Origin of the sequence: Nonomuraea sp. NPDC049784, assembly GCF_040659615.1 — a bacterium.
Lineage (GTDB): Bacteria > Actinomycetota > Actinomycetes > Streptosporangiales > Streptosporangiaceae > Nonomuraea.
In genome coordinates, this window is sequence record NZ_JBFAMX010000241.1 from 1 (window position 1) to 14,868 (window position 14,868).

Consider the following 14,868-nt stretch of genomic DNA (forward strand, 5'->3'; position numbering starts at 1 on the left):
GCCGCACGAGCTGTCCGGCGGCCAGCGCCAGCGGGTGGCCATCGCCAGGGCGCTGGCCCTCTCGCCCGAGCTGGTGGTGCTGGACGAAGCCGTCTCCGCGCTGGACGTGCTGGTCCAGGCGCAGATCCTGGAGCTGCTGGCCGAGCTGCAGCGGGAGCTGGGGCTCAGTTACCTGTTCATCAGCCACGACCTGGCCGTGGTGCGGATGATCTCGCACGCGGTGCACGTCATGCGCGACGGCCGGATCGTGGAGAGCGGCACCGCCGAGGACATCTTCGACCACCCCGAGCAGGACTACACCCGCGAGCTGCTCGCGGCGATCCCCGGCAACAGGTAAGTTGGAATTCCGAACTCTCTCTCGGAGGTTGGGATGCCCAGGGAATGCTCGATCGCCAACGCGCTGGCGGTCGTCGGGGAGCGGTGGAGCCTGCTGGCCATGCGGGAGATCCTCCTGGGCGTGCGCCGCTTCGACCAGATCGCCCGCAACACCGGCGCCAGCCGCGACATTCTCACCGCCCGGCTGCGCAAGCTGGAGGAGGTCGGGCTGCTGGAGCGCCGGCTGTACGAGGAGCATCCGCCGCGCTACGAGTACGTGCTGACCGAGGCCGGCGAGGCGCTGCACACGGTGCTGCTGTCCCTCATGGACTGGGGCGACCGCTACGTCACCCGGGGCGAGCCGCCGACGGTCTGGCGGCACAGCTGCGGCGAGGCGCTGGTGCCGGTCACCGTGTGCGCGCACTGCCGCGAGCCCGTGCGCCGGGAGGACATGGCCATCATCCGCGTTCACCAGCCACAGTAGAGCAGTGAAGATCCTCCTGGTTCAGCCCCCCCACTGGTCCCCCGACGGCCACGCCAACTTCGACGCAATCGAGGCGTTCGTCCCCGCTCAGGCGGGTGACGTGCTGCTGCTGCCCGAGCTGGCGGGTGGCAGCCTCCCCCGCGCCGACTACCTGGCCAGGGTGCGCGATCTGGCCACGGGGACGGGCATGGCGGTGGTGGGCGGCTCGCACTACGACGGCCCAGTAGATGGCGCCGTCAACCGGGGCGCGGTGTTCGACGCCGGGGGCACGCTGCTGGCCGAGTACGACAAGATCCATCCCTACGGCCTGGAGCTGGGCGCCGGCGTGGTGCCCGGCCGCCCGAGCACGGGCTTCGAGCTGAACGGCCGCCGCCTGCACGTGCTGCTCTGCGCCGACCTGTGGTATTCGGCGAGCCTGGCCGGGCGAGACGGCCTCGACGCGGTGCTGGTGCCCGCCTTCTCGGTCACCCGCTGGGACGGCCCGGCTCCGGCGCGCGAGCTGTGGCGGCACATGAGCGTGGCCCGGGCGTACGAGTTCATGACGTACGTGGCGGTGAGCGACTGGCACCACGAGACCACGTACCACGGGCATCCCTGCGCAGGGGCCACCGGGTTCGCCAACCCCTGCCCCGAGAGCCGCGCCGGTTTCTTCACCGGCCCGGGCGACGCGCCGGTCTCCACTCACGACCTGGACTTCGACCGCCTGGACGCCTTCCGCAGGGACCGGGAGGACCGCGGCTTCAAGTAGGGCTTTCCCTACCACGCACAGGCCCGCACGCAGGCTCGATGGTCGCGGGCCCGGCTCGTAGCGTTTTCCCCATGAGAACCCTCCAGCGCCTCACCACCGACACCCGCTACGTCCTGCTCGGCCTCCCGCTGGCCGTCGCCTCGTTCACCGTCACCGTCGCCGGGGTCTCTGCGGGCCTGGGCGCCGCCGTCGTCTTCGTCGGCCTGCCCGTGCTCGCCGCGACCGCCGCCGCGTCCAAACACCTCGCCGACCTCGAACGGGTCGCGCTCCCCGACGTGCTCGGCCACCCGGTCGCCCGCCCGCCGTACACGCCCGCCCCTGAGGGCGCGGGCTGGTTCCGCCGCGCGATGAACCCGCTGACCAGCGGCCAGGCGTGGATGGACCTGCTGTACGGGATCATCGCGTTCCCGTTCTCGCTGGCCGCCTTCGTCCTCACCGCCGTGTGGTGGACCGGGGCCGTCGCCGGCCTCGCCTTCCCCATCTACGGCTGGGCCATCGCCCGGATCCCCGGCGTCGGGCACGGGCTGCCCGAGTGGCTCGGGTTCGCCGGCAGCCCCACGATGTTCGTGATCGTCAACACGGCGGTGGGCGCCCTGTTCGCCCTGACCCTGCTGCCGGTGGTCCGGATCGCCGCCCTGCTCAAGGCGAGCGTGGCCCAGGTCCTGCTCACCCGCGCCGCCTACCCCGAGAAGCCCGCCATGACCCCGGAACCGGCCTGGCTGGCGGGCCGGTAGCCGGGATACCCTCCCGGACATGTCCGGTCGTGGGGTGCGAGGCGTCGCGTGGTCGGAGTTACCGATCGGCCGCGTGGTCCGGCTCGACGGCGACGCGGACGCCATCGCCCTCGCCATTGACCCGCTTCCGCCCGGCGCGCCCGCCATCGTCACCTACTTCGCCGCCGAGCCCCGTTCCACTTCCGAAATGGCCGCCTCTGTCCTGCGCGAGCTGGACAAGGCGGCCTTGGCCTTGTTCCCCGCCTGGCTGCCCGGCGCCGAGGGCATCGAGGGGCCCGGCGGCGCGCACCGTCCGGCCGTGCGCGCGCTCGCGCTGCGCAAGGCCTCGGCCGGCGAGCACTTCGGCCCGTTCCTCGCCGAGCTGGCCGAGCGGGCGCTGGCGGGCGGAGAGAGCGCGTTCCCTCCTGAGGTGCGGATGGCGGGGCTGGTCCGAGTGCTGGCCGACAGTTTCGGCCGGGCGCGGGCAGCCATCCTGGTGCGCGTTCCCGATGGGCTCGGTGAAGTGGCGGAGGAGGTGCTCGTCGGCACCTGCGAGTGGATGGCCCATCGGGGGGCGGCCGGCGTCTGGCTCACGGGCGCGCCGCTGAAAGCGGTGGACCGGGTGGAGACCATGCCGCTGGACGTGCCGGGCGTCGCCAAGCTCGGCATGGCCCCGGACCCCGGTGGCGTCACGGAGCCCGGTGTTGCCAGGGAGCCCGGCCTGACTGGTCCGGCCACCGCCTCCAGCCCGCCTGCCGTCGGCTATCCGGCGGTCGCCCGGGCGGCCGCATCCGGGCAGCCGCAGCGAGCAGGCCCTGGAGGTGGCGCTGGCCACGCGCGAGTGGGCCTCGGGGAGGGCCTGGAACCAGACGTACCAGCCGCACCCGCTCGCCGTCCCGATCCGGCTGGACCTCCTGTGGGAGAAGGAGCGGTGCGTGGTGGAGATCGACGGCCCGGAGCACCGGGGAGCCGCCAAGTTCGCCGACGACCGGCAGCGGGACGTCCGGCTCCAATTAGATGGTTACGCCGTGCTGCGCTTCCCCGATGTCCAGGTACTGACTGACATCGAAACCGTGATCCGACAGATCGGGCAGTTCCTGCGGGGTCGCCGCGGGACGAAAGGATGAGATATGCCAGACGACGGGCTGTCGCTCCCGGAGTTCTCCGCCCTAGTTGTGCTGGCCGTCGAAGCCCGCGAGGTCTCCAACAGCGAGCTGAAACAGCAACACAAGCTGACAATCGACGGCAAGCTACGGCGCAGGCTCAACGACCTGAAGCTGGTGGAGAGCCACAAGCCGGGCCGGGCGTACGTCCATGTGCTGACGGACGCCGGATGGGCCCGGCTGGCGGAGGATCTGCGCGCCGGGAGGCTCCCGGCTCAGTCCGGCTCGTCAGGGGCGATCGCTCGGGCGCTGCTCGGCTGGCTGCCCCGCTTCATGGAACGTACCGACCAGCGGCTGGCCGACATCTTCCAGCCCGACGACGACGCGGCCCAGCCCGTCGACCTCGAGGCGAGGATTCGCGCGGCTTACGCCGAGCTGGCGCCACGGCCCGAAGCCTGGGTCAGCCTGGCCAAGCTGCGCCCCTTGCTGGGTGACGTGCCGAAGACGGAGGTCGACGCGGCGCTGGCGCGCATGGAACGGCTGAGCGACGTTGACCTCGTCCCCGAGTCGAACCAGAAGACGCTCACCCCTCAGGACCGCGCGGCCGCGGTGGTCATCGGCAAGCAGGACAAGCACCTGCTCTGGATCGGCAGGCCATGAGCATCCTGGGCACGGATGCGCTTTCCGCGCTCAGGTTCAACTACACCGAGAGCGCGGACGACGTCTGGCGTCGCTCGGCCTTCCACGTGGACGGCCTGCATTCCGCCTCCACGAAGGTCGTTCTCGACGGCCTGGCCGAGGCCGCCACCGAGCCCGGCGCCAGCCCCGTCGGTGTGGTGGTGCTGGGCCAGCGCGGCACGGGTAAGACCCACCTGCTCGGCTGGTTGCGCGAGGAGACACAGCGGGCGGGGGGCTACTTCGTCCTGATCGGCCTGCTGAGCGCCAAGGGGTTCTGGGACAGCACCGTCGTGTCCCTCCTCGACAGCCTGAACCGAGTGGGCAACGACGGGCAGAGCCAGCTCGGGCGATTCCTGGCGCGCCTGGCCTCGAAGGTCGGCGTCTCCAGGATGGTGGGGCGGGCAATCTCCGGCAAAAGGCTCGTCACCAAGGACGAGCTCGACGCCTTCGTCACGGCCCTGCGCCGCTTCGACCGGCATGTCGGAGGTCAGGCCCAGGACACCGCACGGGCTCTGGTGTTACAGGCCAGCGAGGACCATGCGATGCAGGACCTCGGCGAGGCGTTCCTCTCGTCGGCGCCGGAGGAGGCGCCAGGAGAGCGGGCCCGCTGGGGGATCCGGCACGTCGTAAGGAGCGCACAGGAGATCGTCAGGGACATCTCCCGCCTGCTGGCCCTCACCGGCCCGACCGTGATCGCCGTCGACCAGATCGACCCGCTCGTCGCGCAGTCCTCGACGGCGACCGCTCACGAGGCGGTCCTCGACCCCGGCGAGAAGCTCACGATCGAGCTGATCGCGGGCGGGCTGATGGAGCTGCGCGAGGTGACCCGCAGGACGCTGACCGTCGTCTCGTGCATACCGGCGACCTGGGGGCTCATCGAGAACGTCGCGGTCGACACGGTCGCCGACCGGTTCAGGCGGCCGGTCCGGCTCATGACCGTGCCCGACGCCGAGACGGCTCGCCGACTGGTGGCCAAGCGGTTCGAGGTGCAGTACGGAGCGGCAGGGATCAAGCCGCCCTATCCGACCTGGCCGGTCAAGCCGTCGGCCTTCGAGCACGCTCCCGGTTTCACGCCGCGACGGCTGCTCATCGAGATCGACCGGCACGTCCGCGCGTGCCTGGTGGACGGGGAGGTCAGGGAGCTGGAGGGGTTCGACGACGCCGCGGTGGGCGGTGGCCCCTCACCCGCTGAGACCACCGATCTCGGCGTGCTCGACGCTCGGTTCGCCGAGTTGCGGGACACCTGGCGGCCTCCCGTGATCGACCAGGTCAGCGAAGACGCGGTGATGCCCGCTCTGCTGTCCGCGGGACTGTCGGCCTGGATCGCCGAGCAGGGTGAGCCGGGCATGGTGTTCGCCGTGGACCCGTCGCCGAGCTCCAAGCCGCCCCTGCACGCGCGGCTTCGTCGTACGCTCGACGAGGCCAGGGAGGACGAGATCCACTGGGCCTTCCGCGCGATCACCGCGAGGCACGGCAACGCGGCGCTGAACCGGATCCGCAGGGCATCCGTGATGGCCGGACTGGACGGGGAGGTGCCGAAGCGGCGGCTGTTTCTGCTCAGGAACGAGCCCTGGTCCAAGGGCACAGCCACGCAAGCGGCCATCGCGGCGTTCGAGCAGGCCGGCGGGCGGACCCTGCAGGTGAGCGAGGACGACCTGAGGGTGCTGGCGGCGCTCAATGCGCTGCTCGCCGAGAACCCGCCGGACCTGCCGGCCTGGCTGGCGGAACGCCGGCCGACCCGCGGGGTGGCGTTCCTGAGCGAGGCGCTGGCCGACGCCTGGAGCGTTCCCGGAAGCGAGCCTGGTCTCACCGCGGGCTCCGGCGCGCACGGCGTCCACGGTCCAGCGAGCGACGGCCCCGGCGTGGTCGGGCCGGCGGGCTCCGGGAGTGCGCACTCGAGCGGGCCCGCCGACACGCGCGTGCCGTACGTCCCGGTCGGCAGGCGGGACTCGGACGGCGCGCCCGTCAGCGTGGCGCTGGAGGCCCTCAGGAAGCACGTCACGATCTTCGCCGGGTCCGGCTCGGGCAAGACCGTGCTCATCCGCCGCCTGGTGGAGGAATGCGCGCTGTTCGGCGTCTCCGCCATCGTGCTCGACCCGAACAACGACCTCGCCAGGCTGGGCGAGCGCTGGCCGGAGGCGCCGGCGCACTGGGAGGACGGCGACGCGCGCAAGGCCGAGGAGTACCTGGCGGGCACCGACGTGGTGGTCTGGACCCCTGGCAGGACAGGCGGGCGGCCGCTGACATTCCAGCCGCTGCCTGACTTCGCGGCGCTGGCCGGCGATCCCGACGAGTTCGCCGAGGCGGTGGAGGCGGCGGCCGCGTTCATCGTGCCGCGCGTGCGGCTCGACGCCAACACCGCCAAGGCGCAGCTCGGCCAGGCCGTGCTCAGGAAGGCACTGGCGTACTACGGCCTGCGGGGCGCGCGAAGCCTGAAGGGCTTCGCCGCGCTGCTGTCGGACCTGCCCGAGGGCGTGAGCGAGCTGGCCAACGCGCCCCGCATCGCGGCCGACCTCGCCCAGTCGCTGACCGCCGCCATGGACAACGACCCGCTGTTCGGCGGCGCGGGAGAGCCGGTGGACCCGGCGCTCCTGGTCAGTCCGCCCGAGGGGAAGCAGGCCCGCGTCTCGGTGATCAGCCTGGTCGGGCTTCCCGGGCTCGACCAGCGGCAGAGTTTCGTGAGCCGGCTTCAGATGGAGTTGTTCCTGTGGTTCAAGCGGCATCCTGTGCAGGATCGCCCGCTGGGCGCGCTCTTGGTGATGGACGAGGCACAGACGTTCGCGCCGGCCACCGGCGGCGCCGCCTCCACCCGGAGCACGCTGCTGCTGGCCTCGCAGGCCCGCAAGTACGGCCTCGGCCTGGTTTTCGCCACGCAGGCGCCCAAGGGCCTGCACAACCAGATCCCCGGCAACTCGGCCACACAGTTCTTCGGTCTGCTCAACGCGCCGATCCAGATCTCCGCCGCCAGGGAGCTGGCCCGCGCCAAGGGCGGCGACGTGCCGGAGGTCTCGCGGCTGCGCTCAGGCGAGTTCTATGCGGCTATCGAGGGCGAGCCGTTCGTCAAGGCACGGGTGCCGATGTGCCTGACCTGGCACCCCAAGGCCCCGCTGACCACGGAGGAGGTCATCGAGGTAAGCCGGCGGCGCTGGGTGTGAGCGCGTCGGCGACCTGCCTGGTGACGCGGCGGCCGATCAGGGCCAGGAGCTTGCGGGGGCGGCGCGGCATCAGGTGGGCCAGGCCCACGTTGCCGCGGCCCGGCACCACGTAGCCGCGGTCGCGGTCGAGGGCGCGCAGGGCCGAGGTGACGACCAGCTCTGGCGCGACCGGCTTGGCGCCGAGGGCCGCCTCCCGGGTGCCGATCTTGTCGAAGAACGGCGTCTCCACCGGCCCGGGCGCGACCGCGAGCACCTTGACGCCGCTGCCGCGCAGCTCGCTCCAGAGGGCGAGGCTGAAGTTGAGCACGAACGCCTTGGACGAGGCGTACGTCGCGAAGTAGGGGGCGATGTTGAAGCCGGCCGTGGACCCCACGTTCACCACCGCGCCCGAGCCGCGCTCGAGCATCCCTGGCAGGAACGCGTGCGTCAGCCCCACCAGCGCGACCACGTTGACCATGAGCTCCTCGTGCTCGCGCTCCGGCGCGATCTGCGCGAAGTGGCCCGCCGTGCCGAAGCCCGCGTTGTTGACCAGCACATGGAAGCCAGCGCGTCGGTGACGACCCGGGTGGCGGTGCCACCGGTCGGCGCGCTGGTGGCGGTCGAGTCGCCGGTGTACGTCGTGCTGGTGCCCCACTTGCGCACGCCGAAGACGTACAGGACGTCGGCGGTGGTCCGCCCGGCCCCGTCGAAGGCCAGCTCGTGCTGGACGGGCGCGCCGCCGTACTCCAGGCGGGCGTACGCGCCCTGCGGTGACTTGGTCTTGTCGTACGCCTCGGCGAACGTCTCGTACGCCAGCCCCCGCGAGTCGTAGCGGGTGTCGGTCAGCAGCCGCCCGCCGAGCGGCGTCGGCGACTGGGTCTGCAGCGGCCGCATCAGCGCGTCGAAGATCTGGTAGCTGGTGGTCCGGCTGTTGTCGGGGCCGAGCTTGGAGGTGGCCGTGTACGGCGCGCTGCCGCGCTCGACGTGATAGGCGAAGGTGAGGTTGGCGCTCTCGCCGCCGCCCCTGGACCGGTTGGGCAGCCACACCCCGGTGAGCCGGCCGAGCGCGTCGTAGGCGGTCTCGGTCTTCTTGCCGGCCGCGTCGTAGGAGCGGATCGCCAGCCCGCGCAGCCCGTCCACATAGGTGTCGGTGATGTGGGACAGCGCGTCGGTGCCCCGGACGCGGGACAGCACGCCGTTGTCGGCCATCGTGTACGCGGTCGTCGTGGTGTTGCCGGCCGCGTCCTTGACGCTCACCACCCGGCCGAAGCCGTCATAACCGGTGGTGGCGGTCCGCTGCCAGCCGCTGGGGTTGCGGTCGCCGGCGGAGTCCGCCGCGGCCGGGTAGCCGGAGGCCCGTCCGGTCCAGGTGGCGTCCCCCTTGGTCGGGGTCTGGCCGGCGGTCCAGCCGGTGGCCGAGGCACTGTCGTAGACGGTGGCGGTGTCGGACAAGACGTCGCCGCGGGTGGCCGAGTTCGCCGGCAGGGACAGCGAGGCGTCGTCGGTGGCGCACGGCTGGCCGACGGTGCGGACCCGGGAGGTCAGCGCGCTGATGCCGAGGTCGGGGTTGCGGGCGTACCAGGTGCGGGTGCAGGTCTCGTCCCCGGATTTGGCGGTGTCGCCGGCCGCGTCGGCCTTCACCGGCATCCCGTAGGAGTCGTAGCTGTAGGCGGTGGCGGTGGTGCGCCACTTGGCCTGGGCGGTGAGGTAGGTGCTGTCGTAGGTCTTGGCGTCGCGGACGTAGTACGCCTCGATGTCGGCGTACGACTTGTGCTGGGTGGCGGTCTTCGCCGACCACGGGTCCGTGACGCTGGCGGAGATCGCGGTGCCGCCGTCGTAGGTGACTTTCTCCCGGATGAAGCCGGCGTACTGGTCGGAGTCGGTGACCGCGGCGACGCTGAGCCCCGGCACGCTCAGGCCGGTCACTTGGACCGACCGCGCCGTCCCGCTCTTCTGCTTGTCGCCGTTCATGCCCTGCATGTAGCGGGTGACGGTCTTGAGCCGGTTCCCGGCGTTGTCACCGGTGTACTCGGTGACCGTCCCGTAGCCGCGCCAGATCGACCAGGTCCGCTCGTCCTCCGGGACGAACGGGCTCTCGTCGTAGTGCCAGGCAGGGCCGCTGTACTCGTAGGTGTGCTGGACGGCCTCGTTGTTCCCCGTCGGGTCGACGTAGCGCACGCCCAGCACCCGGTACTTGTGGAACCAGTCGAGCGAGGCCGTCAGGGAACCGTTGACGTGCCAGTACACCGGGAAGCAGGACATGGTGTCGCTGTCCTCGGCCGCCGGCATCTTCGAGCCGCGCACGCACTCCTGCGAGGACATCGTCACCGAGGTGATGGCGCCGGTCTCGGAGGTGATGGAGGCGATCCGCGGCCGGTTCAGCGGCAGGATGTCGTCGGTTGCGTCGACCCGGTTGGGCTGCATCAGGTACGTGAACGACACCGGGTCCAGGGGGAGGGACCCGTCGGCCTTGCCAGTGTGCACGATGGTGTCCAGCACCAGCGTCTGGTCGGAGCTGTCGCCGATGTCCCCCGGGTCGAGGTACTTCTGGGTGAACGCCCAGGTGTCGACCGGCGTGTACGTGGTCCCGCTGCCCGACCACACCGACGTCTCCACCTGGACGAGCCGCTTGCGGGTGAAGAAGGCGGGAGAGACGGCGGCGCAGTCGGTGTCGGAGGCCCCGCTGGCGCAGATCTGGTCGAACGGCACGTCGGGCCAGTTGTGCGCGGTGGCGGAGGTGAGGCTGGAGCAGTCGTCGGCGGTGCAGCGCTCGGCGTAGGAGAAGGCGATCCGCTGCGGCGCGGTGACGCTGAACAGCGTGTTCGACCGCTGCCCGTAGAGGATCTTGTCCAGGCGGCCGCCGCGGGTGTAGGTGGCGTTGGCGGTGGTGGCGCCGTTCTTCTTGTAGGAGTTGAACTCCGCCGTGTACCAGTACGACCGGGCGTTGCCGTGGGCGTCGACGACGTAGTCCAGGTTCCAGCGCCACGCCTGGGTGACCGCGCGTCCGGCGAACGCGGTGCCGTTGGCGTAGCCGGGCTCGCCCGCGTCGTCGCCGAAGACCGGGACGGTCCACACCGAAGTAGTCCGCTCGGTGTCGGCGCCGGGCAGCTTGTTCAGGCCGAAGAAGTACTTGGTGCCGTCGCCCGTGGTCACCGTCCAGTACTCGCCGTCGTCGTCGCCGTTGGCCGCGCCGGTGAGGTGGGCGACGGTGGAGGCGTCGTCGTTCGCCAGGCGCCAGGTGCCGGTGGTGTCGTCCTTGACCAGCTCGGTCGCCTTGCCGTTCAGCACCAGCGAGGCGTTGTCGTACTTCCAGCACAGGTCGTAGACCTTGTCGTGCCCGTCCTCGCTGCAGTTGCCGTAGTTGCGGCCGATGTAGGCGTCGGTGGACAGGCCGAATCCCTCGCCGATCGGCGAACCCTGGTTGTTGGTCGAGGCGGTGCGGCCGTCGATGCCACCGGAGTCGTACGCCAGCGCCAGGTCCGGCACCGCACCGCCGGCCGTGGGCGGCGCCGCCATCCGGTACGACCAGCCGAAGGAGCCGGAGGAGCTGCCGGCCGTCCAGGTAGCCGAGGGGGACAGCTCGGTGGCGGTGTAGTCGCCGTTGCCCTTGGTGGACTGCCCGCTCGCCGCGGTGAGCGCGAGAACCGTGCCGGTCGCCGGGGCGGCCTGCGGCAGTGCCGCCGAGACGGTCCGGGCGGAGACGTCATTGGAAGTCGGCAGCGGGGTCCGGGCACGGCACTCGGGCTTGTCCGGGGTGGTCAGGACGCAGGCGGGCAACGTGGCCAGGCGCAGCCGCCCGGACCAGTCGCCGCCGTACGCCGAGGCGAAGCCGGAGTAGTCGATGGAGACCTTCTCCGGCCGGGCGGCCCCCTCGCCCGGACCGACCGAGACGAGCACGCCGCGGACGCCCGCTGCCTCGGTGGCGGCCCGGTCGAGCACAGTGACCTGGGCGGTCGCCGTGTCGGTCGCCGTGCCCGATGCTGTGCTGGATGATGTACCTGTGCCGGTTGCCGTGACCGTCACCGGCAGCCCGCCCGCGGTGGCGCGCTCCCCGGCCCGGACCCGCGCCGTGCCGCCCGGCGGCCAGGCCACGTCCTGCTCGGCGCGTGCGCGGTCCGCCTGCTTGTCCTCGGCGGCCGCCCGCGCCGCGACCTGGGCGCGCTCCTTCTTCGCGCCGAGTCCCGCCGGATGCACCGTGGACGTGCGCGGAGGAGGCACCTGCGTGCGCCCCAGCGGCTTGTCGGCATGGGCGGCCGGAGCCAGCCCCATCCCGAGCAGTTGCACGATCAGCACGGTGAACAGGCTCATCGGCATCAGGCCGCGCCAACGGCGGCCGAATAATCTCGATCTCACGATGATCCCCCTAGATTGGGCTGGAACGACCTCGAGCGAGCGTCAACGACCGGCTCGGCCGGTCACTCGCCGATCAAGTTGCCGACCTGGTCGGAGTCGCTCATCGCTCCGGACCAGACCCTGATCTCCTCGACCCGGCCCGGCAGGTTGTGCCCCCAGGCGTTGCCGACGTAGGCCGCCGCCACGGTGAACTCGCCCGTTCCGACGACGCCCGTGTACGGCTGTTCGTCCTGCGGGTTGTCCCCGAGGTAGAGGGCCGCCGTGCCGGACTGGGCGTCGTACACGCCGGTCACCCGGACCACGCCCTCACCGTTGGAGGTGTCGCCGCTGTTGCTGGAGGCGACCTCGACCGCGGACGCGGCGCCGCTGAAGTTCCCGGCGGCGTCGATCCGGCCGAACAGCCACCTGGCGGTGGGCACGGTGATCTCGTTGTGGTCGTCGTCCACCGCGGTGGTCCGCCCGGTGAGCTGGTACCACAGGCCCCAGGAGGAGCCGGTCGCGGTCCGCTGGCCCGCGACCTGCACGGTGTAGCCGTCCGGGTGAGCCAGCACCTTCGCCTGATCCGGCTGGACGCGGGCGGTAACGGTGAACGAACCGGTGTCGTCCACCAGCGGCCCGGGGGCCACGGCCTTGTCGTCCACGCCGTCGAACGTCATCGCACCGTCGTCGAAGCCCGCCCCGCCGGACAGGGTCAGGGTCCGGCTGTAGCTGGCGGTGTTCGCGAGCGTGGTGCCGGTGGCGAGCGGGTCCGGCTCCCAGGTGACGATGTTCTCCACCGCCGGCTTGCCGTTGGCGTCCAGCAGTCGCGCGTCGAGGGCGATCTCGTCGTCGGTCAGGATCCGCTGCCACGCCTGGACCTCGTCGATCCGGCCCTTCCAGTACTCGACGTAGCTGCCGGGCGTGTAGCTTGCCCGCCCGAACTGCAGCGCCCCGTTGTTCACGGTGGCCGCCGACGCCGTGGGAAGCTGCACCGGTCCGCCCTGCCGCTTGCCGTTGACGTACAGACTGATGGTGTGGGCCGTCGCGTCGTACGTCGCGGCGAGATGGGTCCACGTCGACGTACCGACCTCGGTGGTGCCGTTGACGCCGAGGAACTGCCGCGCGCCGTTCTGCGTCCAGGCCCACTGGAACACCCAGCGGTGGATGCCCGGTGAGTAGCGGAGCGTGAAGCCGCTGCTGTCGCTGTTGGTCTGCGACAGTACGGTGTGATACGCGCTGGTGTCGGTGAGGAACACCCAGGCCGAGACGGTGTACGAGTACTGGGTGTTGACCACCGGCCCGGAGGTGTCGGCGTAGCCGGTCTGCTGGCTGCTGTCGGAGGTGTCGTTCAGCCACAGCGACCTGTCGGTGTCGCCCCGCCGGGCCAGCAGGGACCAGCCGGCGCTGGGGTTGCGCAGGGTGGCGGGGTGGCGGCTGCTGGGCCCGGTGGCGGTGTCGGCCGCGATGAGCGTCGCGCTGTCGGCCTCCGCGTCATCGAAGTGCCAGCGGCCCACCGCGTCGACGCCCGGGGCGACCTTGAAGGCGACGACGGTCTTGGCGCCCCACCGGCCGGAGCCCACATTGTCCCGGGCGCGTACCTGGAGTTGCATGGTGCCGGTCAGCGACGGAGTGATCGTCACGTTAATCGTGGAACCGCTGATCGTTGAGGACCAATTCCCGCTGCCCAGCTTGTACTGGTAGCCGACCACGGTGTCACCGGCGGCGGGGGCGAAGGTGAACTTGCCCGGCTGCCCGGGCCCGCCGGCCGCGGCGCACGCATTACTGGTACACGAGCTGTACGGCCCGCCGAAGGTGACCTTGGGGGCCTTCGGCGCGGTGGGATCCACCTTGAAGTAGCACCAGCCGGCGGTGGTCACCGTGCTGTTCGAGCCGATGTGGGTGGCGTTGGTGCTGTCGTCCTCGTCATACGACCAGGTGGCCGCCGCGATCCGGTAGTTCGTGCCCTCCGTCAGGGTGCCCGGATAGGGCGAGGAGACCAGCTCGTTGTCCCCGGCGAACCCCGACATCGGCCGGATCGGCTCGGCCAGCAGCCCCCAGGTGCCGGAGGAGTACTGCTTCTGGACGTTGAAGTACGCGCGCAGCCGCGCGGGCTTGTCGGCGGACGAACCGCCGGAGGCGACGCGCACCCGCGTGGCGATCTCCGGCGTCGGGTCCGCGATCACGTCCGGGTCGGCCGGGTTGGTCTCACAGCTGACGCCGGTGCCCTCCACGATGCCGGTCTGGGTGGGCGGAATGGGCCGGCCGATGAAGTCCACCGACAGCACCGCGTTGTTCATGTAGCGCTTCCACGCCGAGCTGTCGCCCTCGTCGTGCGCGCGCAGTTCGAGGGTGAGCCGGGCGAACTTGCCGACCGCGAAGTCGCGCACGGTCGCGGTCAGGTTCTCATCCGGCTCCGCCGAGTTGTCGGTGAACTCGATCGGCGCCGGGGGCGAGTCGGGGTCGCAGGTGGAGCCGCGGCCCGCCGAGAAGGACCGGTCCACCATCCAGTCCAGCTCCTTGGGACGCGAGCCCCAGGTGGTGGAGGACGAGATGTTGTTGGTCCTGACCAGGTCGGTGACCCGGGACTCGCACACGAACGCCCACGGCGAGGTCACCCGGAACGTGGCCCTCTGGACGTACTTGCCTCTCAGCAGGATTGGGGAGAATTCGAAGAACAGCTTCTGCACATATCCCGGCCCGCAGTAATAGTTGTTCCACGTGCCGCATTTCCCGTCGCCTTTGCCTCTGTCGTCCGACCCGTTGTCCCAGCCGTAGGAGGTGTATCCGTCGCTGCGCAGCAGGGTCCGCTCGGCCAGGCCGGTGTTCAGCGAGATGTCCGGGTCGATGTAGATCGGGTACGCCGCCGCGTCGGCCTGCCGCAGCAGACCGCGGTCGGGGGCGACGACGAGCGACTCGCCGGACACGCTGACCGGGACCCTCGACGCGCCCGCGCCGGGCGCCGGGCCGTCCACGGCGGAGACGGCGGCGGATTTCGCGGCGGATTTCGCGGTGGGAGCCGCGGGGACCGGTGACTCGGCGCCGGTGCCGCGTGAGGTCCACAGCTGGGCGGGCGGGGCGGTGAAGACCTGCTCGCCGTTGTAGTCGACGCCGGTCAGACCGCCGTCCCGGAGCGCGGTGACGGTCAGGTGATCGCTCTTGACGCCGAACTGAAGGCGCTCCAGCCGGGGATTCGCGGCGGCCTGCGGGGTCTTGACCACGAGCAGTTCGCGGTAGCCCTGCACCGAGGCGGTCAGCCGGAGGTCCACCCCGGGAAGCACGTCGTGGTACACCGCGCTGTCGCCCTCGACGGACGGGGCGGGCAGGCTGCCCGGCCAGCTCAGCGCGATCGACTCACGGCCGC

11 protein-coding genes are annotated in these 14,868 nt (G+C 71.4%); 7 read left to right on the forward strand and 4 right to left on the reverse strand.

Features of this window, described 5'->3' with window-relative positions; genetic code table 11:
• From AB0J09_RS35470 to AB0J09_RS35485, 4 genes are all read left to right on the forward strand, one after another.
• A partial coding sequence (locus AB0J09_RS35470; protein WP_360700633.1) for an ABC transporter ATP-binding protein occupies positions 1 to 337 on the forward strand: 337 nt, incomplete at its 5' end.
• A gap of 33 nt (positions 338 to 370) precedes the next feature.
• Positions 371 to 799: a helix-turn-helix domain-containing protein gene (locus AB0J09_RS35475; protein ID WP_360700635.1), complete on the forward strand. Its 429-nt coding sequence runs from the start codon at positions 371 to 373 to the stop codon at positions 797 to 799.
• Between the two features lie 4 nt (positions 800 to 803).
• Positions 804 to 1,547 (forward strand): carbon-nitrogen hydrolase family protein, encoded by a 744-nt coding sequence (locus AB0J09_RS35480; protein WP_360700638.1) that lies wholly within the window; start codon positions 804 to 806, stop codon positions 1,545 to 1,547.
• Positions 1,548 to 1,618: 71 nt separating this feature from the next.
• Entirely contained in the window at positions 1,619 to 2,281 is a 663-nt protein-coding gene (locus AB0J09_RS35485) for a sensor domain-containing protein (RefSeq protein WP_360700641.1), read from the forward strand.
• A 58-nt stretch (positions 2,282 to 2,339) separates the two neighbouring features.
• Here the strand turns inward: AB0J09_RS35485 and AB0J09_RS35490 are convergent, their stop codons facing one another.
• A complete protein-coding gene (locus tag AB0J09_RS35490) occupies positions 2,340 to 3,095 on the reverse strand; it encodes a hypothetical protein (RefSeq protein WP_360700644.1) in 756 nt (251 codons plus the stop codon).
• 103 nt (positions 3,096 to 3,198) lie between these two features.
• Here AB0J09_RS35490 and AB0J09_RS35495 point away from each other — a divergent pair, with 103 nt between their 5' ends.
• From AB0J09_RS35495 to AB0J09_RS35505, 3 genes are read left to right on the forward strand one after another with little or no spacing between them, the layout of a single operon-like run.
• Positions 3,199 to 3,387, forward strand: coding sequence for a DUF559 domain-containing protein (locus AB0J09_RS35495; protein ID WP_360700661.1), 189 nt, complete (start codon positions 3,199 to 3,201; stop codon positions 3,385 to 3,387).
• A gap of 3 nt (positions 3,388 to 3,390) precedes the next feature.
• Complete coding sequence (locus tag AB0J09_RS35500) at positions 3,391 to 4,023, forward strand: hypothetical protein (protein WP_360700647.1); 633 nt, start codon at positions 3,391 to 3,393, stop codon at positions 4,021 to 4,023.
• Positions 4,020 to 7,196: an ATP-binding protein gene (locus AB0J09_RS35505; RefSeq protein ID WP_360700650.1), complete on the forward strand. Its 3,177-nt coding sequence runs from the start codon at positions 4,020 to 4,022 to the stop codon at positions 7,194 to 7,196. Before AB0J09_RS35500 ends, AB0J09_RS35505 begins: the two co-directional genes overlap by 4 nt.
• Here the strand turns inward: AB0J09_RS35505 and AB0J09_RS35510 are convergent.
• From AB0J09_RS35510 to AB0J09_RS35520, 3 genes are all read right to left on the reverse strand, one after another.
• Positions 7,165 to 7,731 (reverse strand): SDR family NAD(P)-dependent oxidoreductase, encoded by a 567-nt coding sequence (locus tag AB0J09_RS35510; protein WP_360700653.1) that lies wholly within the window; start codon positions 7,729 to 7,731, stop codon positions 7,165 to 7,167. The genes AB0J09_RS35505 and AB0J09_RS35510 overlap by 32 nt on opposite strands.
• A complete protein-coding gene (locus AB0J09_RS35515) occupies positions 7,623 to 11,528 on the reverse strand; it encodes a hypothetical protein (RefSeq protein WP_360700656.1) in 3,906 nt (1,301 codons plus the stop codon). The genes AB0J09_RS35510 and AB0J09_RS35515 overlap by 109 nt, the downstream gene beginning before the upstream one ends.
• A 62-nt stretch (positions 11,529 to 11,590) precedes the next feature.
• On the reverse strand, positions 11,591 to 14,868 hold a 3,278-nt coding region (locus AB0J09_RS35520; protein WP_360700659.1), incomplete at its 5' end, for a LamG domain-containing protein.